Source organism: Methylovulum psychrotolerans, assembly GCF_002923755.1.
In the GTDB taxonomy this organism is placed as follows: domain Bacteria; phylum Pseudomonadota; class Gammaproteobacteria; order Methylococcales; family Methylomonadaceae; genus Methylovulum; species Methylovulum psychrotolerans.
In genome coordinates this window covers 54,654-77,137 of sequence record NZ_PGFZ01000013.1, presented here as the reverse complement: position 1 = coordinate 77,137, position 22,484 = coordinate 54,654, and the positions used below count along the sequence as shown (strand labels likewise).

General features: G+C 49.2%; 24 protein-coding genes and 1 CRISPR repeat array. Of the genes, 6 read left to right on the top strand and 18 right to left on the bottom strand.

The genetic code is table 11. The features are described from left to right. Together AADEFJLK_RS24750 and cas6f are read left to right on the top strand one after the other, a co-directional pair. Positions 1 to 285 (top strand): hypothetical protein (locus AADEFJLK_RS24750; protein ID WP_211299279.1); only part of this gene is annotated, 285 nt, incomplete at its 5' end. Positions 286 to 294: 9 nt separating this feature from the next. Next, positions 295 to 936: a type I-F CRISPR-associated endoribonuclease Cas6/Csy4 gene (gene cas6f / locus AADEFJLK_RS20130; protein WP_103975531.1), complete on the top strand. Its 642-nt coding sequence runs from the start codon at positions 295 to 297 to the stop codon at positions 934 to 936. Positions 937 to 1,067: 131 nt separating this feature from the next. After that, positions 1,068 to 2,775: direct repeats of the CRISPR family, unit length 28 nt; unit sequence GTTTACTGCCGCACAGGCAGCTTAGAAA. 84 nt (positions 2,776 to 2,859) lie between these two features. Here cas6f and AADEFJLK_RS20125 read toward each other — a convergent pair. The 17 genes from AADEFJLK_RS20125 to nifV form a co-directional block, all read right to left on the bottom strand. Then, complete coding sequence (locus AADEFJLK_RS20125; RefSeq protein WP_088620849.1) at positions 2,860 to 3,771, bottom strand: Rpn family recombination-promoting nuclease/putative transposase; 912 nt, start codon at positions 3,769 to 3,771, stop codon at positions 2,860 to 2,862. A gap of 107 nt (positions 3,772 to 3,878) precedes the next feature. After that, positions 3,879 to 4,361, bottom strand: coding sequence for a GNAT family N-acetyltransferase (locus AADEFJLK_RS20120; protein WP_211299278.1), 483 nt, complete (start codon positions 4,359 to 4,361; stop codon positions 3,879 to 3,881). 8 nt (positions 4,362 to 4,369) lie between these two features. Further along, entirely contained in the window at positions 4,370 to 4,693 is a 324-nt protein-coding gene (locus tag AADEFJLK_RS20115) for an EthD family reductase (RefSeq protein WP_103975530.1), read from the bottom strand. A gap of 273 nt (positions 4,694 to 4,966) precedes the next feature. Then, the gene (locus tag AADEFJLK_RS20110; protein ID WP_088620846.1) at positions 4,967 to 5,266 is read right to left on the bottom strand and encodes a hypothetical protein; all 300 of its coding nucleotides are present in this window, start codon (positions 5,264 to 5,266) and stop codon (positions 4,967 to 4,969) included. Positions 5,267 to 5,280: 14 nt separating this feature from the next. Next, positions 5,281 to 5,715: a SoxR reducing system RseC family protein gene (locus tag AADEFJLK_RS20105; RefSeq protein WP_103975529.1), complete on the bottom strand. Its 435-nt coding sequence runs from the start codon at positions 5,713 to 5,715 to the stop codon at positions 5,281 to 5,283. 10 nt (positions 5,716 to 5,725) lie between these two features. Beyond that, entirely contained in the window at positions 5,726 to 6,097 is a 372-nt protein-coding gene (locus AADEFJLK_RS20100; protein WP_088621696.1) for a Rieske (2Fe-2S) protein, read from the bottom strand. Between the two features lie 5 nt (positions 6,098 to 6,102). Beyond that, a complete protein-coding gene (locus AADEFJLK_RS20095) occupies positions 6,103 to 6,636 on the bottom strand; it encodes a flavodoxin (RefSeq protein ID WP_103975528.1) in 534 nt (177 codons plus the stop codon). Between the two features lie 58 nt (positions 6,637 to 6,694). Then, a complete protein-coding gene (gene grxD, locus AADEFJLK_RS20090) occupies positions 6,695 to 7,318 on the bottom strand; it encodes a Grx4 family monothiol glutaredoxin (protein WP_103975537.1) in 624 nt (207 codons plus the stop codon). 169 nt (positions 7,319 to 7,487) lie between these two features. After that, on the bottom strand, positions 7,488 to 8,768 hold the full coding sequence (gene clpX / locus AADEFJLK_RS20085; protein WP_088620843.1) for an ATP-dependent Clp protease ATP-binding subunit ClpX: 1,281 nt from the start codon (positions 8,766 to 8,768) through the stop codon (positions 7,488 to 7,490). A gap of 68 nt (positions 8,769 to 8,836) precedes the next feature. Next, positions 8,837 to 9,691 (bottom strand): nitrogen fixation protein NifM, encoded by an 855-nt coding sequence (gene nifM / locus AADEFJLK_RS20080; protein ID WP_088620842.1) that lies wholly within the window; start codon positions 9,689 to 9,691, stop codon positions 8,837 to 8,839. A gap of 1 nt (position 9,692) precedes the next feature. Next, complete coding sequence (locus AADEFJLK_RS20075; RefSeq protein ID WP_088620841.1) at positions 9,693 to 10,172, bottom strand: nitrogen fixation protein NifZ; 480 nt, start codon at positions 10,170 to 10,172, stop codon at positions 9,693 to 9,695. After that, the gene (gene nifW / locus AADEFJLK_RS20070) at positions 10,169 to 10,483 is read right to left on the bottom strand and encodes a nitrogenase-stabilizing/protective protein NifW (protein ID WP_088620840.1); all 315 of its coding nucleotides are present in this window, start codon (positions 10,481 to 10,483) and stop codon (positions 10,169 to 10,171) included. Before nifW ends, AADEFJLK_RS20075 begins: the two co-directional genes overlap by 4 nt. A 27-nt stretch (positions 10,484 to 10,510) precedes the next feature. Further along, positions 10,511 to 10,645: a hypothetical protein gene (locus AADEFJLK_RS25940; protein WP_269766570.1), complete on the bottom strand. Its 135-nt coding sequence runs from the start codon at positions 10,643 to 10,645 to the stop codon at positions 10,511 to 10,513. 39 nt (positions 10,646 to 10,684) lie between these two features. Beyond that, on the bottom strand, positions 10,685 to 11,212 hold the full coding sequence (locus tag AADEFJLK_RS20065; protein ID WP_088620839.1) for a hypothetical protein: 528 nt from the start codon (positions 11,210 to 11,212) through the stop codon (positions 10,685 to 10,687). Continuing rightward, the gene (cysE, locus tag AADEFJLK_RS20060; protein ID WP_103975527.1) at positions 11,212 to 11,991 is read right to left on the bottom strand and encodes a serine O-acetyltransferase; all 780 of its coding nucleotides are present in this window, start codon (positions 11,989 to 11,991) and stop codon (positions 11,212 to 11,214) included. Before cysE ends, AADEFJLK_RS20065 begins: the two co-directional genes overlap by 1 nt. Positions 11,992 to 11,996: 5 nt before the next feature. Next, the gene (locus AADEFJLK_RS24745) at positions 11,997 to 12,158 is read right to left on the bottom strand and encodes a hypothetical protein (protein WP_170065192.1); all 162 of its coding nucleotides are present in this window, start codon (positions 12,156 to 12,158) and stop codon (positions 11,997 to 11,999) included. Positions 12,159 to 12,169: 11 nt separating this feature from the next. After that, a complete protein-coding gene (gene nifV, locus AADEFJLK_RS20055) occupies positions 12,170 to 13,294 on the bottom strand; it encodes a homocitrate synthase (RefSeq protein ID WP_103975526.1) in 1,125 nt (374 codons plus the stop codon). 330 nt (positions 13,295 to 13,624) lie between these two features. Between nifV and AADEFJLK_RS20050 the strand changes: the two genes are divergently transcribed. The 4 genes from AADEFJLK_RS20050 to AADEFJLK_RS20035 all read left to right on the top strand — a co-directional run bounded on the left by AADEFJLK_RS20050 (position 13,625) and on the right by AADEFJLK_RS20035 (position 18,907). Beyond that, positions 13,625 to 15,877 (top strand): hypothetical protein, encoded by a 2,253-nt coding sequence (locus tag AADEFJLK_RS20050; protein ID WP_103975525.1) that lies wholly within the window; start codon positions 13,625 to 13,627, stop codon positions 15,875 to 15,877. Positions 15,878 to 16,010: 133 nt separating this feature from the next. Next, a complete protein-coding gene (locus tag AADEFJLK_RS20045) occupies positions 16,011 to 16,919 on the top strand; it encodes a hypothetical protein (protein WP_146054680.1) in 909 nt (302 codons plus the stop codon). 366 nt (positions 16,920 to 17,285) lie between these two features. Next, positions 17,286 to 17,711, top strand: a complete 426-nt coding sequence (locus AADEFJLK_RS20040; protein ID WP_103975523.1) for a ribosome-binding factor A — start codon at positions 17,286 to 17,288, stop codon at positions 17,709 to 17,711. Then, positions 17,711 to 18,907: an RtcB family protein gene (locus AADEFJLK_RS20035; RefSeq protein WP_103975522.1), complete on the top strand. Its 1,197-nt coding sequence runs from the start codon at positions 17,711 to 17,713 to the stop codon at positions 18,905 to 18,907. Before AADEFJLK_RS20040 ends, AADEFJLK_RS20035 begins: the two co-directional genes overlap by 1 nt. 124 nt (positions 18,908 to 19,031) lie before the next feature. Here AADEFJLK_RS20035 and AADEFJLK_RS20030 read toward each other — a convergent pair whose 3' ends face one another. Next, positions 19,032 to 22,175 carry a beta strand repeat-containing protein gene (locus AADEFJLK_RS20030; RefSeq protein ID WP_103975521.1) on the bottom strand — a complete coding sequence of 1,048 codons (3,144 nt, stop codon included), beginning with the start codon at positions 22,173 to 22,175 and terminating at the stop codon, positions 19,032 to 19,034. Positions 22,176 to 22,484: the final 309 nt, after the last annotated feature.

Genomic DNA, 22,484 nt, shown 5'->3' with positions numbered 1-22,484 from the left:
GATACTTCGAGCTTTGTTAATAAAAATGGTAATATTCAGGGCTTTAATCCTTTTGGCTTTAATGGCATAAGAGATTTTCTGAATCCATTGGCCGGAGGGAAAAAAAGGTGTGGCGGTACTCCCACTAAGCTTTCTAAAGCTAGCGGAATATTAACAATTGATCTAAATATACCGCTAAATAGAGCTATTGAGCTTGAAAACATGATCGAAGCGGCTGGGGTTTCGAGTTTTTATTTAGGTAAAAAGGGTCTCGCGTATGCTTGTATTAATAAACTTCGAGTATAACGAGTATTTATGAAATATTATATTGAAATAACCTTAATAGATAACTCGGACATTAACCTTTTTAGTCTTTGGTCAAAAGTTTTCCAACAAATCCACTTAGGGCTGGTTGAGATACAGGATGAGCAAGGTTGTGTACCCATTGGCGTGACGTTTCCTGAGTATGTCATCGGCGAAAAATACAGCGTTTTGGGCAGCAAATTACGTTTGTTCGCGGAATATGAGGCGACGCTCAGGCAATTTAATGCCAGCTATTGGTTAGCCCGGCTGAGCGACTATGTGCATTGCACAAGCATTCGCCCTGTGCCGGAAAAACTCAGCGGGTTCGCCACTTATCAACGCGAACATCCCAAAACCAACAAAGAGCGTTTAGCCAGGCGTTATGCTAAAAGGCATAATATGGCCTTCGAAACGGCGTTGCATAGCACTATTGATTTAACCGCCAAGGCTCCCCCTGACGCGGATTACAAAACGCAATTCCGTTATTGCGATATGCCGCAAAAAACCGTCGCTACCCCGTTTATCCGCTTGACAAGCCTGAGCGGCGGGCAGACGTTTTGCCTGTGGATTAAAAAAACGGTAGTTGCAGAGCCGTCGGGGGCGGCATTCAGCAGTTATGGCCTAAGTGCCGTTTCCACTGTACCCGAATTTTGACCCATCTTTTTTGCGCTCTTTAAAAATATAGTAAAATCAGTTGGTTGTGTGGCGGTGTTTTTTGGATGGTGAATAACGGTAAAATCTCCTGTATACTGCTACACAACTGGCTTTCAGAGGTTTTGAGGTCAGTTTACTGCCGCACAGGCAGCTTAGAAAGGGATGCAGTTTGTGGTGAATGGGCTGGGTATGTTTACTGCCGCACAGGCAGCTTAGAAAATAAAATGTGTCATTGGGTCAGGCGGCGGGGCGTTTACTGCCGCACAGGCAGCTTAGAAATGCTGGTCAAGCGGATTGTTAGGCTTGAGTCTGTTTACTGCCGCACAGGCAGCTTAGAAATGATAAACTCGATCTCCACGCATTGGGCGTGGGTTTACTGCCGCACAGGCAGCTTAGAAAGCAATGCGTTGGCTATGTGGGGCGATAGGACAGTTTACTGCCGCACAGGCAGCTTAGAAATAGAGTTTTTATAAAAAAGCGTCTTAGCTTGAGTTTACTGCCGCACAGGCAGCTTAGAAAGTGCTAGCGGCCTTAACCCCCGCTTTAGCCGCGTTTACTGCCGCACAGGCAGCTTAGAAACCCGAAGTCCTGCAGGGCTACCTTAAAGCTATGTTTACTGCCGCACAGGCAGCTTAGAAAAAAAGAAAACTGCCCAAAAGTACGAACTTCTGGTTTACTGCCGCACAGGCAGCTTAGAAAAGTAATTTGCGCCGTTATGGTTTCGCCCAAGGGTTTACTGCCGCACAGGCAGCTTAGAAATTGCGCCAATATCAAGCAGGCACTCATTTGACGTTTACTGCCGCACAGGCAGCTTAGAAATGAGTTGTATCTCGACTCTTTTGCCTGATGTTGTTTACTGCCGCACAGGCAGCTTAGAAATTTTTCTGGCTTGCAGTAGGCAAGTAATCGGGGTTTACTGCCGCACAGGCAGCTTAGAAATGTCTTACGCATCCTTTCTTCGAGATCGTCAAGTTTACTGCCGCACAGGCAGCTTAGAAATAACATCTCCCGTGTACCGCATCATGGCAAGCGTTTACTGCCGCACAGGCAGCTTAGAAAGTTCTGGCCGACACTTTGAAAATCCGTTGGCAGTTTACTGCCGCACAGGCAGCTTAGAAACTTTATTGCTTTGGATTGAATCACTCAGCGTTGTTTACTGCCGCACAGGCAGCTTAGAAAGCGAAGCGCACTTGCCATGTAGCGCGTCAGCGGTTTACTGCCGCACAGGCAGCTTAGAAAAAAGGATACGGGCGGAGGACGGAAAATCGAGAGTTTACTGCCGCACAGGCAGCTTAGAAAACCAACATCAGCCAGACGTTAAGTAAGGACTGGTTTACTGCCGCACAGGCAGCTTAGAAAATTTAAAAAATGGCATGAGGATGGTTGGCTAAGTTTACTGCCGCACAGGCAGCTTAGAAAAAATGCACACGCATCACATTAACAAACTGCGCGTTTACTGCCGCACAGGCAGCTTAGAAATGGCCGCTTGCGCTGGGTGATCTGCTTAAGCTGTTTATTGCCGCACAGGCAGCTTAGAAAAGATAGGTGCATCGACTTTGGCTTACCGTCAAGTTTACTGCCGCACAGGCAGCTTAGAAAATTGCGTCAGAAATCGCTTTTTGTTGATGAAAGTTTACTGCCGCACAGGCAGCTTAGAAAGGGCGCGGGTAAGACGCTCTCTTTGATAGATGGTTTACTGCCGCACAGGCAGCTTAGAAAAGACCGGGATTTCACCCCGCGCGTTAACGCCTGTTTACTGCCGCACAGGCAGCTTAGAAATTCTTGGATAATGGGTGGTGTTTTGTTGGCTTATTTACTGCCGCACAGGCAGCTTAAAAAATAAAATGAATATCCCACGGCGGCGAATATGACGAACTTTTTCATGGTCACGTCGTGGGGTTTGGGGGCTTTGCCAAACTAGCCCTATAAATTCTCCAGCGTTTGCGGATCTAATCCTGTCAGTTCGATAATTTCGTCTAACGTGTAGCCTTTGGCTTTCATCTTAGTCGCCAGCGTCACTTTTTCTGCTATTTTCCCTTGTGTTAATCCCTTAGCCAAGCCCTGAGCTAGGCCTTCTGCCAATCCCACAGCCAAGCCCTGCGATTTACCGTCTTCCCGCGCGGTAGCAAACGAATTATTCAAATCCCGGTAATACTTTAGGCTGTCTTCATATTGTATGAGCTGTTCATGGTTAAATTTGGCAATTTCGGCGACTTCAAATAGGCGTTTGAATATTTTCTCCGTCAGTTTGGCGGGGATTTTTTCCAGTTCGGGTAAATGCTTAAGCACATACAGCCATTTTTCAAAACGGCTGTCTATTTCAGCCAATGCTTTGTTGAATTTGGGCATTTCTAAATAGACAAAGGTCAATTTGTTGTAAAACACTTTGTTGGTTTCAATATCACTGAGTTTGACAAAGTATTTATATTTATCGGTGTCATTCTTATCTTCATCAAAGACAAAATCTAAAATGGCGATGGTGTAGACGGCGGTCAGGCGGTAATTCCAATTGGCCCGTTTGGCCTGTTCTTGAATCGGGAAGGTCGAATAATATAACGCCCTATCTTTAAAAAAGTTTTGCTTGGTTTTTTGCAGTTCGACAATAAACTTTTCGCCTTTTTCATTTTCGCAATATAAGTCAAAAATCGCTTTGCGGTCGGTTTCGGTGGAGCCTAACTGCTCGGTTTTTAGAAACGTCAGGGTTTTTATTTCGCCTTGTTCTTCGCGCAATAATTCGTTGAGAAAATCCAGCAGCAGATCTTTATGGGCTTCTTCACCAAAAATCCGTTTAAACCCATAATCGGTGAAAGGGTTTAGATATTTTTCGGTCAACATCAAGGTGGTTCCTTTATAAGGCCAACGGGTTGTTATTTTATGCTCAGGCTATCAGGGCGGATTTAATCTGTTCCATAAGCTTTGCAGGATGCTGACAGCCCCCTCCCCTACAGCAGCACTTTCATTTTTCGCCCGCCTGCTACGTTAAAGCCTTCGCGTCCGTAGAATGCCAGCGTCCTATCGAAGGGCGGTAGGGGTGGTGTGGTCACTTCCAAACGCTGCCAGCCTTGGTTAAGTGCGTAGGCTTTGGCTTGTGCCAATAAGCCGCGCCCGATGCTTTGGGAGCGGTACTTAGGCCGCACATAGCATTCGGCGATAGTGCCGAAATAGCCTTCAGCGTATAAGGCCAGGCTTTTATAAAGGCTGACAAACCCTACTGCCCCGGCCTCTTCACTCTGCGCTATGAAGACGATGTATTGGTCTTGGCTAATAAACTCCGTCAGACGCGCGTCAGTTTCCGCCCGATTAAAGTTGAAGGCTTGTGTGCCGCTGGCAGACATAATTTCCTCCAATAATTCACCGACCATAACCGCTATTGTGCCAACGTCGCCCAAGCCTGCCCTGCTGAAAGTGATGCGTCCAGTTGTCATTAGTCTGCTTATTGGCTTACCAGCACTTGATTAAATTGGATGATCGGTTCCACGTCGGTGTAATTGGCTATATCCGCCTGCAATTGGGCGGCATGGGGCATGAAGGCGGCAATAAAACTTTCTATGGAAGTAAACAGAAAATGGCACATGACAGAATAAGTAGGCGGGCTGCCGGGCATGACACCGCTCAGCCCTTGCTCGACTGAAACGCTTTGAAAATCAGGATGTGCGCTTAGCAGGCTGATAGACAAGGGCATATGCTGCTCAAGGTAATAGGCCATATCAAAGCGGCTATTCGGTGTATTCGGGTAAAGGATACTGATTTTTATCATGATGAATTATCGTTGAGGCGAGGGAAAGGCTAAGCACTACTTTATTGTGGCCAAAATTTTGGCAAGTTGGCGCGAAGCGTTGATAATATAGCTAAAGCACAATAAAATGATGCCGTTCGTGGTGAGCCCTTCGACAAGCTCAGGGCGAACGGCTTTACAATCAATTTATACTGCGTTAGCTATATCATGCCATAGGGCTTTGCTGACGACAACTGCATCCTGTTACGGTTGCCAGCTTGAATAGGTTAAGGCTTGCCCTAAGCGAAGGACGCTTTAGGAGAAAAGATGGCTGGCGATAATGTCTAAGATTTGCGCTAAGGTCAGGTTTTCGTTTTCGCCGACGATATTATGCTCGGCAATGGGATATTTTAGGTCGATGCCGTAACGTCCGGGCGATTGCGCAAAGGTATAAATATAGGCGGCCAAACTGGAGTCTGCTAGAGTACATAACTCGATGGCCTGAAAGTGTTGCTCGCGGGTGTTTAATGCCAGGGCATTTTCCCCATAACAATGCACTAATTCTAATAGCAGCAGTTTAAGGGGCGTGTCTTTATTAATGGCCCAGACATTCATAAATAACAGGTGGGTTAAAGCTTTTTAATAATGACAGGCGCGGGGGGCGTTCCCACTAGGCCTAAGTTTTGGCCTTTATGGATCAGGTACAGTGACAGCAACAAACTGCCGATGGCACTGGCGGCAATCCATAAATCGGCATGTTGTTGTTGCCCGAACAGGCTTTCCGCCAGTCCTGCACCGAGCAACAAAGCCAGTAAAGGCAATAGGTATAACAGTAAGGTACTGCGTAACACCACGCCTTCATCAATCGCTACCAACACCCGGTCGCCAGTGTTTAGCGGCAACGCGCTGGTAATCGGTACGGGCTTTTTTTTGAAGGTGCTGTCCAGTGCCGCTGTTGTGCACGAGGCTTTTTGCTGGCAAGCCCCACAGGCGGACTGTTCGCCGCCTGTGATCCAAATTTGTTGGTCGGTGGTTTTCACCACTACAGCGGTCGCTTCTATCATAAATAGGCTCTCAATCAAGCAATGTCAGATGCTTCTCGGCAAAATAGAGCATCCCTTCATGTTCTTGCAAGCGTAAGGCTTGCAAGCGTTGTCCCAAACAGACGGGGCTTTGGCACTCGCCCGTTTTGGGGTCAAAGATAAAACCGTGCATGGAGCAGCGCAGATAATTGCCGGTTTCATCAAAAATAGCGTCCTGTTCGCAGTTTAAAGGCCGGTGCATGTGCATACAGTGGTTGACGTAACTGTAAGCAGAACCGTCGAACCAAAAAACCAGCGCCGAAGCAGGCTGGTTTTTCAGGGTGATATTGCGCGTCGTAAAGGGCTGTTGCTGCAACTGTGCCACTGGGCAAATGGCCTTCAGCTTAGGGTGCAGTACGGTCATGGCCGTTAAGCCCAAACCGTTTGCAGGCTTTGCAGCCAAGTGCCCAGACGTTCTTGGGTCAGTTCTTTTTGGTTTTCCTGATCCAATGCCAAGCCGACAAACAACCCGTCGATAACAGATTTAGAGTGTTTGAATTTATAGCCGTCGGTAGGGCAGGCTCCGACGATGGCGGCGCCGCATTGCCGGAAGCTGTCGTACAGATAAGCCATGGCACTGACAAAGTCATTGGGATAGCCTTTCTGGTTGCCTAAACCATAAATGGCGACGGTTTTACCGCTGAAATCGTGACCGATCAATTTCGGTAAAAATTCCGCCCAGCTCTCGGTCGCATTACCCGTACCCAAGCCCGGCAATTCGCCTTCGCCGTAAGTCGGCGCACCTAAGATCAACACGTCGTATTGCAGCAGGTCGTCGACGTTGGCCGTGCGGATGTTAACGGGTTTGGCCGCTAAATCCACCCCCAACAGGGTGGCTATGTCTTTCGCCACCCGGCGGGTGTTACCGGTATCGGTACCAAAAAAAATGCCTATTTTCGCCATACTATTCTCCACTAGCTAAGATCATGCCACCCAAGACTTGTTCAGGCCAAGGGGATAATCACAATTGTATCTGTAACAAGCCGCCTGTGGGCTGGGCTTGACTTTCCTGCCATTCTTCTGGGGTATAGGCTTTGACACTAACGGCGTGGAGCTTGCCGGATGCCAGCGGGTCTTTTAAGGTCGACAATACCCATTGCTGCTTTTTCACAAGAGACAAATCCCTAAATTCGCCGCTGATGACGGTAAGCACTAAGTCGCAGCCTTCACCGTCAACCAGCACTTGTGCGTCGCTGATGCCTTGCTTGATCAGTTGTTCTACGTCTGCCACCGATAAATGCCCGTCGCTAGCAGCTTCGGTTTTTGGGGTCGCCGAGTTTAACAACGGTAACAAGCTGCCGTCGTTCGCCATGGCTTCAACAATGTCGCAACCGCCGACCAGTTCACCATTGACGAACAATTGCGGATAGGTCGGCCAATGGGAAATGCTGGGTAGCTTTTCGCGGATAAAAGGTGCGGCCAAGACGTTGACATAAGCATATTGGCAACCGGTCGATTTCAGGATGCCCACCGTTTTGGCGGAAAAACCGCACTGGGGATTTTCCGGCACGCCTTTCATATAGAGCAGAATCGGATTCGTGGCCAGTTGTTGGCGGATTTTGTCTTCGGTTTTCATGGTAGTCATAAAATACGGGAAAGTGAGTTGGTTGCTGTTAGGCGTACGGCTTATGCCCTGTTGTAGATAATAGTCGGGTGGGTAGTTTTGAAAGGCTGGCTTTAAGTGTGCCACTTAAAGCCAGCACGTCTCGGCTACGTCAATCTATGTGCATCCCTGTAAGGGGCTATTAAGCCCCCTACCCCGCCTGTTGCCGAAGCCCGTCCGCCGCTGCTTTCTTAATCAAGCGGACATCGCCTGTGCCTTGTACGGCATCGGCATCAATCAGACATTGCTCAACATCGCTGGCCGAGGGGATGTCGAACATGGTTTTTCTGAGGATTTGTTCCATAATGCTCCGTAACCCCCGCGCTCCGGTCTCGCGCTCTATAGCTTTTTGGGCAATGGCCGCTAAGGCTTCTTGGGTAAATTCTAAGGCCACGCCTTCATAAGCAAACAATTGCTGGTATTGTTTGAGCAAGGCATTTTTCGGTTCGGTCAGCACCCGGATTAGCGCGTCAATGTCCAAAGGCTCCAACGGGGCTAAGACCGGAAAGCGCCCGATAAACTCAGGTATCAAACCAAATTTGCGCAAATCGCTGGGTTGGGTGGCGTTGAGCATCGCCTCCAAACTGGGTTTTTCGTTGGTTTGGTTAACGCTGGCATGGAAACCGATGGCCGTATTGCTGGGAACTAAGCGTTTTTCGACATGCTTTTCCAAGCCAGGGAAAGAGCCGCCTGCAATGAACAAAATATTGCGGGTGTCCATAATCAAATCGCTGCCTTCTTTGCTGTGGCGGCCTTTGTTGGGTAATTTGACCTGTGATCCTTCCACCAGCCTTAACAAAGCCTGTTGCACACCTTCGCCGGACACGTCACGGGTGCCGGTAGGTTGCTCCGGGCTGCGGGCGATTTTGTCGATTTCATCCAGATAAACAATACCCCATTCGGCATTCGCCATATTGCCTTCGGCGACATCCAGCAAACGTACCAAGATATTTTCGACATCATCACCGACATAACCGGCTTGCGTCAGGGTGGTGGCATCGGCGACCACAAACGGCACGCCGACAATTTTCGCCAGCGTACTGGCTAATAAGGTTTTACCTGTGCCTGATGGCCCTATCAGCAGCAGGTTGGATTTGCCGATTTCGACATCTTTGTCAAATTGCCCCAGACCGGCATCACCGCTCTCATGTTTCAGGCGCTTATAGTGGTTATAGACGGCCACCGCCAAAATTTCTTTGGCAAGCTGCTGGCCGATCACATACTGGTCAAGATGCTCTTTAATTTTTACCGGGATAGGTAATGTCCCCTGCATTTTTGACAATTCTTTCTTGCGGCTCCAGTTACTGACCACTTGATGCGCCAGCGCTACACAAGCCCCGCAAATATAGCCTTCCGCACCGGCTATCAAGGGTATGGAAGCGGATTGTTCGATACCGCAAAAAGAACAGTGCTTAATTTCTTTAATGGTCATGACGGCTTTCCTCAATAGAGTTGTGCAAATACAGGCTTGTGCAAATACAGGCTTGTGCAAATACGGGGCTAGTGCCTATCGTCGGCTTCCTTAGCCAAACCGGCCAGCCACGCCCGCTGGCATACCCGTTTGGCCCTATCGTCCATCAATTGGCGGATTTTGGGGGTGGCTTTCTGTAATGATAAGATTTCCGGTTTTTGGATATGCTTGCACAACACCAAATGGAAACCGATTTCCGATTCCACCACCGCGCTGATTTCGCCTTCTTTCAAAGTGAACAGCACGGCATCAATTTCAGGGTAAAGCGTGCCGCGTGACACCTTGCCTAGCAGGCCACCTTGCAGGGCGGTCGGGCATTCGGAATGCTGCAACGCCAAATCGGCAAATTTATACGGCTTTTTCTGCAACTTTGCACCGATTTGTTGGAGTCTTGCCAAAGCCATCGTCCGGGTGTTTTCCGGGTAATCGTCATTGATGCTGATAAAAATATGCCAGGCCTCACGTTGTTCAGGCCGCCGGAACTGCTCGGTATGGACATGGTAGTAAATGCCGATTTCCACGTCACTGACCGTCGGGGCACGGCTACCGACCACCGCCAAGACGGTATCGACCTTACATTGCCGATATAAGGCGGCGCGTAGGCTATCTTCATCAAGACGGTTTTGGTATAGCTCTTCCAGAAATTCCCCGTCATTATCGTAACGGTTACGGATTTCCAAAAAAGCGTTTTGCACTTCTTGTTCGCTAATCACTACCGTAGCGGCTTCCGACGAATTCAGCACCCGATTTTCCAGTTGTAATTCCTTGCTGGCTTGGAGGCGCACTTGCTGTAGCTGCGCGTCTTCCAAATGGGCGGGGGATTTTTGGAACAGTGCCAATGCTGTCCTTAGTAGGTTATAGGCTTCCGCTTGGGGCTGCTCCATATCAAAACTCCGGCTCACAAAAGGTTTCTGGATGTGCGGGGGCTAAGGCCGATTCGGGGACTTGCAAGGTGCGGGCATGAAATGCGACGTGATATTGGATGCGGGCATCGTCACGGATGACCTTCATCACCTCGCCGTCACTGCCTTTGGCCACCAGCACATTGCCTTGGACACCCAAATCGAGGGTGCAGACAACTTTATCCCTAAATTCAAAGCGGCTGGGGTTCCAGACTTCATCGGCACTGATCAATTCCTCTAAGCGGCAACCGACCATACGGCCTTGGCTGAGGAAATGTACGGTAAAAATCACCTGATCCTGCAAAAAAGTGCCGACTTCCACGACATTGCCTAAGCTGCCGCGCCGCACTAGCAAATGCCCGACATCCAAGCCGGGATAAGTACCGTCATTACGGACATTACGCGTTACCCGTACCGCTTCGCCGTATTCAAAGCGGCCTTCGTCAAAGCGTTCCGGTTTCATGTTTTTATATCGCTTAAGGCTACAAAGGCCGTTTGCGCCTCGCCCATGTGGAACACCTTAAAGACTTTTTCGGTCTGCGCATCGGAGTCGACAAAATCCTGGTAGGCCCGCGTCAACAATTTGCTGTAGACCGCGCGTTTGGCGGTCTCGTCTTCGGGCATACTGTCCGCGCCTTGCTGTAAATAATTGTGGAAGCGCTGCAAAATATGCAGGCGGTTGACATGCACGACACTGGCCTCGTAAGGCAGTTGGAAATACTGCAAGAAGTCTTCAGCGGACTCCAGTTCTTCCATTTCTTCTTCAAAACTCATGGTATTCTCCGCTAAGGGCTGTCAACATTACAAAGGGCCGATTAAAGACGAATCTTGAATCAGCAAATAAATAGCCAACATGATGAAGGCGGCACAGGCCATGATGGTTAATAAGGCATCAGGTTTAATCTTTGACTCAGTTTTGGTTTTCGTTTCTGACATGACATAACTCCGGTAGCTAAGGCTAAGCCATTATTAAGTTCAAGCGGAGGCTTGGGCGGTTGCGGCGTACAATTCCGCTTGGCGTTGGATGACCAACTCCAACAGGGCCTCTGCCCCGATCCTGTTCTTGCTGTCCAGCGCAACCAATTTTTCAAAAATCGCTTGGCTCACCTGTAAATCCCCTAAGCGCATGTGTAAAAAACCGATGGCTTTTAAGGTAAACAGATACAGCCTGACTTGGGTCAATAAGGCCGCCGGCGCCGTCTGTAAATGGCTTATTTGCAAATCCCGCCAATCTTCGGGAAAAGCTACCACCTCTCTGATGACCGCTAAAGCTTTTGTCGTCGCGGCAAGGGCATCATCTAGCCGATGCTGGTAATAATAAAAACGGTTTAAGGCCACTAACACATTCAACGATTCAGGGGCTTTGAAATAGGCTTTTAATAACGGCAATTCTGCCTTGCCGCCGCCATACTGTGCCGACGCTTCGGCAATCAGTTCTTTAACACCCGCCACATCCGGTTCGTCAAAATACAGACCTTGGGCTTCAAAATCTAATAAATCCATTATAGGCTCACCGTCAGTTTAATTGGCGCATCCTGATGTGACCCACAGAGGCTTTCTGCTTCGCAGGAGTCGCACTGTTGCTCGGCAACCGCCTTGTGCAGTTGCAGTTGTTTGGCTTCTAGCTCGTCAATGCGTTCCATCAGGCAAGCAATAGCCTTACCGACCGGATCCGGTACCAGATGATGATCGAGGTCAATGCCGTGCTTGTTCTGGATTTGCGTGCCTTTGCTTTGGATGATGCGTCCGGGGATGCCGACCACCGTACAGCAATGCGGCACATCCTTGACGACCACCGAATTTGCGCCGACCCGGACATTGTTGCCTAAGGTGATCGCTCCGAGGATTTTTGCCCCCGACCCGACCAAGACGTTATTGCCCAAGGTCGGATGACGTTTTTCCTTATTCCAGGTCGTACCGCCCAGCGTCACCCCATGATATAAAGTGACATCATTGCCGATCACGGCGGTTTCGCCAATAACAACCCCTAAAGCATGGTCAATAAACAAGCGCCTGCCGACGGTCGCACCCGGGTGGATTTCGACACTGGTCATCCATTTCGCAAAAGCAGCCAAAACCCGCGCCGCCAATTTCCATTGCCCCAGCCATAAACGGTGGCTGATACGGTGTAACAGCACCGCATGGACTCCCGAATAGGTCAGCAATATTTCAATGACGCTACGCGCCGCCGGATCGCGGCCAAATACACAATTGACATCTTCCGCCCATTGCGCAAAAAAGCTTAAAGGCGCGTCTGCCGCCGGATGATTGGGTATCAGCATGACCACTACCTTAAGCTCCAGCCTGTCTTGCCGGGTATCGGTGGTCTGGGGATGCGGAAAAATGAACCGGGATAACGGTCATCGTCAATACCTGGCAATTCCTCGGTGTCACTGGCTTCGGCCTCAATGGCGCAACGGTCTACAAGCAAATCAAACTCTTCGTTCATGGCTGTAATCCTCATAAATTTTGATAAAAATGGTTAAGGTCACCTGCTGAGGGGGGGTGTTTATGGGTACTGACAAACCGCCTGACTGCCTGCAACAGTGTTTGCGCCTGTGGACGGCTAACACTGATACCCAGTTGTTGGTAGGCATGGATAACACCCTGCGTACCTGAATGCTTGCCCAAGATCAGTTGGTGGCTACGCCCGACCAAAGCCGGGTCTACACCTTGATAATTGTGCGGATCTTTCAATAAGCCATCGACATGGATACCCGCCTCATGGCTGAATACGTTCTTGCCGATCAGGCTCTTGCGGCTACCTATCGCATCGCCTGAGGCATTGGCGACCAGAGCCGACAAGGCCGGAAACTGTGCGAGTTGGATGCCCGTATCAAAACCGTACAATTGCTTTAAGCCCAGCACCACTTCCTCGAAAGCGGCATTGCCCGCCCGCTCGCCCAAACCATTGACGGTGGTGTTAACATGGGTAGCGCCTGCCAAAGCGGCGGCGAGAGTGTTGGCGGTCGCCAGCCCTAAATCATCATGGGCGTGCATTTCAATCGCCAAATCGGTGGCGGCGCGTAAGGTTTTAATGGTGTTGAACACCCCGAACGGTTCCATAATGCCTACTGTGTCGGCAAAGCGGATCCGGGTCGCTCCGGCTTTTTGCGCGGTTTCGGCCATTTGTACCAGAAAACCGACATCCGCCCGCGACGCATCTTCCATGCCGACACAAACCTCAAAACCCAAGTTTTTTGCTTCTTGTACCAGTTCGCTGATGGTTTTCAGCACCCATTGCCGCGATTGTTTAAGTTTGTGCTGGATATGTTGGTCGGACGCGGAAATAGACAAATCCACTTTATGGACATTCAGACCTAAACAAGCGCGTAAATCATCGTAGCGCATCCTCGACCAGACCAGCAATTGCGCAGGTAAACCTAATGCGGCAATGGCTTGGATTTCTTCGCGTTCCACTGCCCCCATGGCCGGAATGCCAATTTCCAATTCAGGTACGCCTAACGCTGCCAGTTGGGTGGCTATCGCTAGCTTTTCGTCTAGGGAAAAAGCCACGCCCGCCGATTGCTCGCCATCTCTTAGCGTGGTATCGTCAATGATGATCTGGCGGTTGGGATTTTTCATGGCTAGGATTATCAAGGTCAAAAAGCGTTTAACAGAGATAAAGCAAAACGCTTGCCAACTGCTTAAGTCACAGGAATTGCGGGGTCTGGTGGGTTATTGGTGTAATGCTGACAGGACAATACCGTGGAGGTATGGGGGGATTGTCATAAACCTGACAAAACGGCCACGTTAAGACGGGCTTGAAGAAAATGACGGCGCGTGATCAAATCCAAAGCATTGCCAAGTGGCTTCATATAAGCAAAAGCAGTAAACTTGTGAAAATAGTGATCCAATTAAATTGTCGTGGCTAGCCGCCACAATTTCTTACCCATTAACTAGGAGAGGATTTTAATGCCCACAGTCGCCGATACCAGCACCGAGAAAAAAACGCACCAATGGCAATTTGTCCGCGTGGGAGGCTTTGATCAAGTGAAGTTGGAGCGCACGGAAGATTTGATTGCGTTGGCGGAGTTAGACCAAAAACTCTGGACAGCGCTCAGCTGCCCGACCCAAGGCCTGTATTTTGATCCCCGCACCTTGGCCTTGCTGGATACCGATAAAGATGGCCGTATCCGCGCGCCGGAAATTGTTGTCGCTTTACAATGGACAACCGCACGGCTGATTAACCCCTTGGACATCAAAGCGGGCCATAGTGTTTTGCCTTTGGCGGCGATTGACCAATCCCACCCCGAAGGTGCGAAACTCTTGGCTTCGGCTCGTGAAATCCTAAAAATCATCAATAAGCCGGAAGCCAACGAAATTTCGGTTGACGATGTTACCGATATTGCCCAGATTTTTGCCCAAACCCCGTTTAACGGTGATGGTGTGATACCCGTCCAAGCCGTCGATGACGAGACTTACCAGCAGGTGATTGCCGACATTTTGAGTTGTGTGGGCGGGGAGCCGGACCGTTGCGGCGAGTTGGGTGTGACCCAAGCAAAAGTCGATGACTTTTTCAGTCAAGTGCAGGCCTATATTGACTGGTGGCATGTCGATACTGACGATAATACCCACAATCTGCTACTAGGAGAGGATGCGTTAATCGCCGTAGAAAACTTTAAGCAGCTTAAGCCGAAAATTGACGACTATTTCACCCGTTGCCAACTGGCGGAATTTGACCCGCAAGCGGCAACCTTGTTAAACCCTTCAATCGCCCAATATGAACAACTGGCTTTGCATGATTTGTCAGCGACCGATTTAGCCCTGCTTGCCTTGCCCTTGGCAAGTATCGCCGCCAATAAGCCGCTACCTTTAAATAAAGGTTTAAATCCGGCTTGGGCAGTGCAGATAAGCCAGTTAAACCAAGCGGTTTTCTTGCCTTTACTGGGTAGGTTGGAGTCTTTAAGTTGGGCGCAATGGCAAGAAGCCAAAGCGAAGTTTGTCGGCTATGACCTGTGGCTGCAAAGTAAACCGGCCGAAGCCGTTGAACGCTTAAGCATAGAGCGTCTACAGGCTTTATTAGCGGGCGATTATCAGCACCAGCTCAGCCTTTTGATTGCTAAAGACCAAGCGTTGGCGGCGGAAGCCGAGGCGATTGAATCGGTCGAGCGATTAATTTATTACTACCGCGACTTATACCGTTTGCTGAATAATTTCGTCTCTTTCCGGGATTTTTATTCGTCCAACCCGCACAGCATTTTTCAGGCCGGCACTTTATTTTTAGACGGCAGAAGCTGTAGCTTATGTATCAGAGTGACGGACATTGCCAAGCATAGTGCTTTGGCAAGTTCCAGCCTGATTTTTTTGGCCTATTGCGACTGTACCCGCCCCGGCACACAAGAAAAAATGACCATTGCCGCCGCCTTTACAGGCGGGGATGCGGATAATTTGTTGGTTGGGCGTAACGGGATTTTTTATGACCGGCAAGGCGGCGATTGGGATGCCACGATTGTGAAAATTATCGACCATCCGATCAGCATCGGCCAAGCGTTTTGGTCGCCTTATCAACGCTTAGGCAAAATGCTCGCCGAACAAATTGAAAAGTTTGCCGCCGCCCGTGATAAAGAAGCCCAAGCGAAAACCTTGGCAGGCAGTACAGCCGCTATCAGTGCCACTGAGGCCGCGCCCGTACCGTTTGATGCAGGTAAATTTGCAGGCATTTTTGCCGCTATTGGTTTGGCGATAGGTGCGATAGGCGCAGCCATCGCTTCTATTGTCAGCGGCTTTTTATCGCTGGTCTGGTGGCAGATGCCCTTATCATTGTTGGGGATCTTATTATTCATTTCTGGTCCTTCGATGCTGATCGCTTCTTTCAAGCTACACCGCCGCAATCTCGCCCCTATCCTTGATGCCAGTGGATGGGCGATTAACACCAAGGCTTATATTAATATTCCGTTCGGGCATTTGTTGACCAGTACGGCAAAATTGCCGAAAAATGCCGAGCGTCAATTGCTTGACCCGTTTGCCACGAAAAAAGCCCCGTGGCGCAGTTTCTTGGTCATTGGCATTATTCTGGGGGCATTGGTGGGTGCTTGGCAACAAAATCTGTTTCAACATAAAAGCGTTAAACCCGTTAAGCAAGAAGTTGCCGAAAAAGTCGTGCCACCTGCGGTTGTTGCGCCTGTTCCAACTCCAGCTTCAGCCGTTGCTCCGGCCAAAAACTAAAGTCTGGTTTATCCCTCTTCAAATGGCTATCCCGTCAGCAAACACGGTTGCCGTTAAGATACACCAAAAAACTTGCATTAGTACGCAGCTGCTCTAAACTTGCGTTTTTAACTTAACATTCTTTGGAGTAACTATGCGTTCGGATTGTTTTCTAGCGGTTGGGGGACTTGCCCTATTGGTTATGGCGGGTACAGGTCATGCCCAACAAAAAAAACCGCAAGGCGGCATTTATTGGGCGGCTACTGCTGAAGCTATTGCAGCCGGCACCGAACTCTGTAAACATTTCGATACCCCTTCGCTAGAAGAGCAACGCAACAAATTGCTTCAAAAATATGGCAATGAATTAGTGGATGCAGAAATATCACCGCAGAAAAAAAGTGGCCGGGTCTTTTCAGCCCATCGCTATGATAGCGTCAACAATGAAAATATCGATTATTTTTATTTTGATAACATAAAGGCCTGTGAATTGCATCAAGCGGCGTTATTGAAAAATAAAAGCCGTGAAGCAAGCCCAGCGGCAGATGAGGATAAAACCAGTTCAGATCCTATCTTATCCATTGCCGCCCGCCTCAAAAAAGCCGATAAAGAGAATCAGCATAAAGAACAAGAGCAAGAAAATAACCGTAACTTGATTATGGCCGCCAAAGCAAAGCTAGAAAAATACTATAGAAAATATGCCTGGGAAGTTTTTAATGATTTAAAAAAACAAGGGATACATTTTAATGATGTTGTTATGCCTAAAGACGGTAGTTGTGAAAATCAGCGTATAGACAGCCGCTCTGGTGGCGAGTTTATTGTTTATCGGACTGGCTGCACGGATACGATTACGGTCACTTTTGAAGTGCGCAATGGCAATAAAGCGTCGCTGAGTGCGCTGGTGAATACCAAAGAACAGGCTATTGACGAAATCGACTTTAACAAAAATTGCGAGATTATCTTAAATAGTTACACCTATTCGTGTCCAAAATTAATGAAACCGGAGATGTCTGCAACCATAAGAAAAAATGTCCGGGAAAGTATCGCAAAAGACCTGGCCAATTAGCCTTTGGGCTCTACAGAGCCCAGCAAGCTTTTACATGGCTCCAATAATGACGGCTTACGTTGTTCATAAATCCCCCGGCCAGCCACACCGTATGGTTGTCAGGCGGCTACTTAGGATTGGCCTGAGTATTAAATAAGTTGACAAACCGGCGCAAAGCGCGTAGATTGCCGCGCTTTCCATCCATTTACCTGCATTTAGGAGGCTGCCATGTTAGATAGTGTAATGAAATCCAGCCTCGTCTCCGTTATTCCTCGGTAATCTGTCCGATCTTACGGGTCGGGGCTTCCACAAAAAAATCCATTTTTTTAACACAACCGGACACGGTAGGGCTTTGCTTTGCCTAAAGTTTGGTCAGTGGGAGTCTGTATGAATACCCAACATCGTTGGACAAAAAACGCGGCACGCCTGTGTGCCGACATCGGCGCGGAAGACGGTATCGACCCGCGCTATTTAGCCGCTAAACAGGCACGGAAAAAAACGCCGCGCAAACATCTGCAACTGTGTAAAGAAGCAGCGCGTATCGTGCCGTTAGTCTTAACAGGCGAAGCGCAACAGCCTTTAGTGCGGGATTTAGTGGTGTTATCGGTAGAGCCGGACGGCGACGGGCAATGTATCCGCGTCACCGTCGGGCAATATGCCGCCGATACGCCGGTATCCGAAACCGAAGTGCTGGCAGCCTTAAACCGTATCCAAGGGTTATTGCGTTCGGCCTTGGCCCAGGCCTTACACCGTAAACACACGCCGACTTTAAGCTTTTGTTATGTCGGTATTTTAGACGGGAGGGCTGGCTGATGCCTATTCAAACCGTTATGACCAAAGGCAAAGTGCCGGTGAAAATTTATACCGATGAGGTTGAATCGGCGGCATTCCAGCAACTCTATAACCTCTCGCAACTGCCGTTCATCCATAGCCATATCGCCGTGATGCCGGATGTGCACTGCGGCAAAGGCGCGACGGTCGGCTCGGTCATTCCGACTGCCGGGGCGATTATCCCGGCGGCAGTGGGGGTCGATATAGGTTGCGGCATGAATGCCTTGCGCTTATCGATTAAAGCCCATGATTTGCCCGATAACTTGCGCTCTTTGCGCCTGTTTATCGAAGCGGCGATTCCAGTGGGCTTTGCTATGCACAAACAAGACCGGGCGAGGCAATCTACCGTCACCGCCTTAGCGGTAGGCTTGCACAGCATTTTGGGCAAGCACCGCAAGCTCAATACCATGCAGAAAAAACCTTACCAGACTTGGGTGCGGCAATTGGGTACTTTAGGCGGCGGCAACCATTTCATCGAATTATGTTTGGATGAAAATGACGACGTTTGGGTGTTGCTGCATTCGGGTAGCCGGGGTATCGGTAATGTCATGGGCGAATACTTTATCGCCTTGGCGAAAAAAGATATGGGCCAGCACTTGATTAACCTGCCGGATAAAGATTTGGCGTACTTCAGTGAAGGGGCGGCGCATTATGACGACTATTTGGAGGCGGTGGGTTGGGCGCAAGATTACGCGCTGGCTAATCGCCGCGAGATGATGTATTTGATTTGCGAAGCCTTGCGCAAAAAACTGCCCAAGTTCGGTATCACCAAAGAAGCCATTAACTGCCACCACAATTATGTGGTGCGGGAAGAACATTTCGGCAAGTCGGTCTGGATCACCCGCAAAGGCGCAATCCGGGCGGGTGAAGGTGAGTTGGGCATCATCCCCGGCAGTATGGGGGCAAAATCCTATATCGTGCGCGGCAAAGGCAACCCGCAGTCCTTCTGCTCCTGCTCCCATGGTGCAGGTCGGGTGATGAGCCGCAGTGCCGCCAAAAAACGCTTTGACAGCGATGATGTCGACGCGCAAACGCGCGGGATTGAATGCCGCAAAGACAGCGGCGTGGTTGATGAAATTCCGGCAGCTTACAAAGACATCGACCAAGTCATGGCGCACCAAAGCGACTTGGTGGAAATCGTGCATACTTTAAGGCAGGTTTTATGTATTAAGGGTTAAGCAGAAATAAACCCTTGTCCGCTCAGCGTCTGTGCAGACAGGGGTTTTTGGTATAGCTTGAAACGTAGGGCCGATACTTAAGATAAGGCGTTTGGGAGTTTACCAACCCCAAACGCCGACTTGCCTAACTGACCATAAAATCCGCATTGGTCATTGCCAAATTCACACCCACAGTGGCAATTTGTACCGCCGCCCCTGCCCCGCTACCGTCAGCATCATAAAATAACGCGCCTGTAGAGGGATTGTAGACAATGAAATCATTGGCATCAGATGCCCCAGTACCTATCTTTAAATTAGCGGCATTTAAAACCCCGGTTGCGGTTAGCTGGGTAAATACGGCATTTTCCAATTGGATGGTGTCATCAACGACCTTAAAGTCGGTGATGGTATCGGCATTCGCCGTCAACGGGCTGTTAAAGATAAAGGTATCTTTACCCGTACCGCCTGTTAAGTTATCGTTGCCTGCCCCACCATTAATCGTATCGTTGCCCGCTCCACCCGACAAGACGTTGGCGGCGGCATTGCCGAGCAGGTCATTGTTAGAGCCATTACCTGTACCGTTCAGTGCCGCCGTCCCTGTCAACACCAAATTTTCGACATTGAGGGTTAAGGTCACGCTAACTGAGGCATCGACCGTATCTGTGCCGCCTTTGTTAAGTTCGGCAACGATATCGGCGGCGTTATCGACGATATAAGTATCATTGCCCGCCCCGCCTACCAGTGTATCTATGCCGCTGCCGCCATCTAACAGGTCATCGCCCAGATCCCCTACCAAAACATCATTGCCTGCCGCGCCGAGTAACATGTCGTTACCCGCCGAGCCGAGCAAGACATCGGCATTGGCCGTACCCGTCGTTGCGGCACCGACCAGCACTGTTGCCGCGCTGATGACACTTTCCGCCGTTCCGGCAAGGTCAGTGTAACTTGCTGTTGCCGTCACTTTGGTCTCGATATCTGTTGCTTTCAGTGTGTAAGTGTTGCCTGTGCCTAATACGGTAGCGCCGGATTTCCAGGTGTAAGTGATAGGCCCCAAACCGTCCACGTCAGCTAACGAATTGCTGGCCGTCAGCACTTGGCCTTGTGTGGCAAGGCCGCTGATGGTTACCGTTCCGGTCGGTGCGTGGTTGCTGAACCCGACATTGACCGTCAAAAAGCGGCTGACAGTATCGGTATCAACACCGCCGTTTGCTGTGCCGCCATTATCTTGCACTTTAAAACCGATTTGCGCGTAATGGGCACCGCTTGCGCCAGTGGCAGGCGTAAATTTCAGCAAGCCCGCCGTAATATTGGTGACCGAGACGGCTTGACCTACGGTCACGGCAGTACCCAGTAAGGTCAAGCTACCCACCGTCGGCAATTGGCTGATAATGACTTTGTTTAACGTATTCGCCGGGCTGTCGTTTGGATCAGAAAAGCCAAAATCGTTGACCGTCACCGTATAAGCGGTATTGATAGGCGTATTGACGATCTTATCGGTTCCTGTAGGGGCATCGTTGACTGCCACCATATTCACCGTACTGGTGTATACAGTGCTTAAAGCGCCGCCACTGCCTTGGCTACCCGTATTGCCGTCATTCGCCGTCCAATCCAGCAACACCTTGGCGGGTAATACCCCGGCTGTGTTACTGTAAGTGACATGCTGCAGAACGCCCTTGACTAAGGCTTGGGTTGCAGGCGTACCTAGGCTGGAAAAATGCAGGGTCAGCACACCGTTGCTGCTGGTGAAATCGGCAAAAATTTCGCCATTCGATAAAAGAAAATTTTGGTATACGGTAAATAACGTGCCCGTAGCATCTAAAGTGAACACATCATCGCTAGAGGCCCCACCTTGCCGTGCCAAGGTAACGGTGGCACCGCTGTAGTTATTGAGGCTGTCGAGAGAATCGTCGTTGAGCTGTAAAAAATTATCCAGCTTAACTGCCGCACCATTTTCAACATAACTTCCCGCCGGCGATTTATTCGCCAAGCTACCATCAGAATTGTATAATGTTAAGGCAAAGTTACCGTCACTGTTACCCGCCACCACAATTTGGCCATTGGCTTGTACAGCAACGGAGTTGCCATAATCGTTCTTACCCGAAAGGTCGGTAGTGAGTTTGCCGTCGCCATCAAAACTGGTGTCCAAGCTGCCGTCGGTGTTATAGCGTGCCAAAGCGAAATCCGCACCGGTAGCAGTAGTGTAACTCCAACCCGCCACGAGGATCTTACCATCCGCTTGCACAGTGATAGAATTGACGATGTCTTGAAAACCCGAAAAGTCGGTGGTCACTGTGCCGCTACCATTAAAACTGGTGTCCAAGCTGCCATTGCTGTTGTAGCGTACCAAAGCAAAAGTACTGTAATTATTACTATAACCTGCAACTAAAATTTTGCCGCCCGCTAAAAGGGTAGTCGCATTTATACCGTCGTGATAAGCCGAAAGAGAAGTGGTGAGTTTGCCGGAACCACCAAAACTGGTGTCTAAGCTGCCGTCAGCGTTATAACGGGCTAATGCGAAGTCACTATAAGTATTTGCACCTGCATTGCTATCACCCGTTACTAAAATTTTACCGTCGGATTGTAAGTTGACAGAGTTAATGCTGGCATTAAACGAAAACTGGGTGGTGAGTTTGCCGTCACCACTAAAACTGACATCCAAGCTACCGTCAGTATTGTAACGGGCCAAAGCAAAGTTATCATAACCACCAAAAATGCTGTTAGAAAAGCTCTTCCCTGCAGCTAGGATTTTGCCATCAGCTTGGACAACCAGGGAATTGATACTATCGTTATCGCCTGAAAAATCGGTGGTGAGCTTACCGTCACCGTCAAAACTGGTGTCCAAACTACCGTCGGCATTGTAACGCGCTAAGGCGAAATCCCTGTAAAAGCCATTAACGCTAGAACCAGCGACCAAAATTTTACCATTTGTCTGCAAAACCATCGCATTAATAGTGTCTTGAAAACCAGTAAAATCGGTGGTGACCTTACCGTCACCATCAAAATTGGTGTCCAAACTGCCGTCGGTGTTGTAACGCGCCAAGGCAAAGTCGCCATTGCCGGAACCCGCCACCACGAATTTGCCATCAGCTTGTATGGCAAGTGCCCGACCATCATCAGTGCCACCAAAATCTGTCGTCGCGAAAACTTTAAAACTGGACGAAAACCTTGGCGCGGTATTCACCCCCGAAGTCGGTAACGGCACATTCGCTGCCGCCGATTCATACACGGGTGTCGTCACCACAACTAAGTTATCGCTCACCGCCATTGCTGTTGTTTTCTTGTTCGTCATCTGAATTGCCTTATTGTTTGGTTGATAAAGGAACTTCGGTTAAATAACGCCTAGCCATCTTAATGGCCACTCATTTTTGGAATTTCTTAAAGCCTATTTAAAAGTAATCCATGGCTCTATTTTTATCTGTACTCTAGGGAGTGGATATAGCAAAAATACCTACTAATCAGTAACGTTTCTAATTTTTAACTTACCAAAGAAAAAGGTAGTTTTTCACATTTTATTCATAAATTAATTTCTTTAAAAGAATAAATTTGTTCTTTGATATAAAATTAGTGAATTATAATAGCTAATACTTCCTTGGTTAGT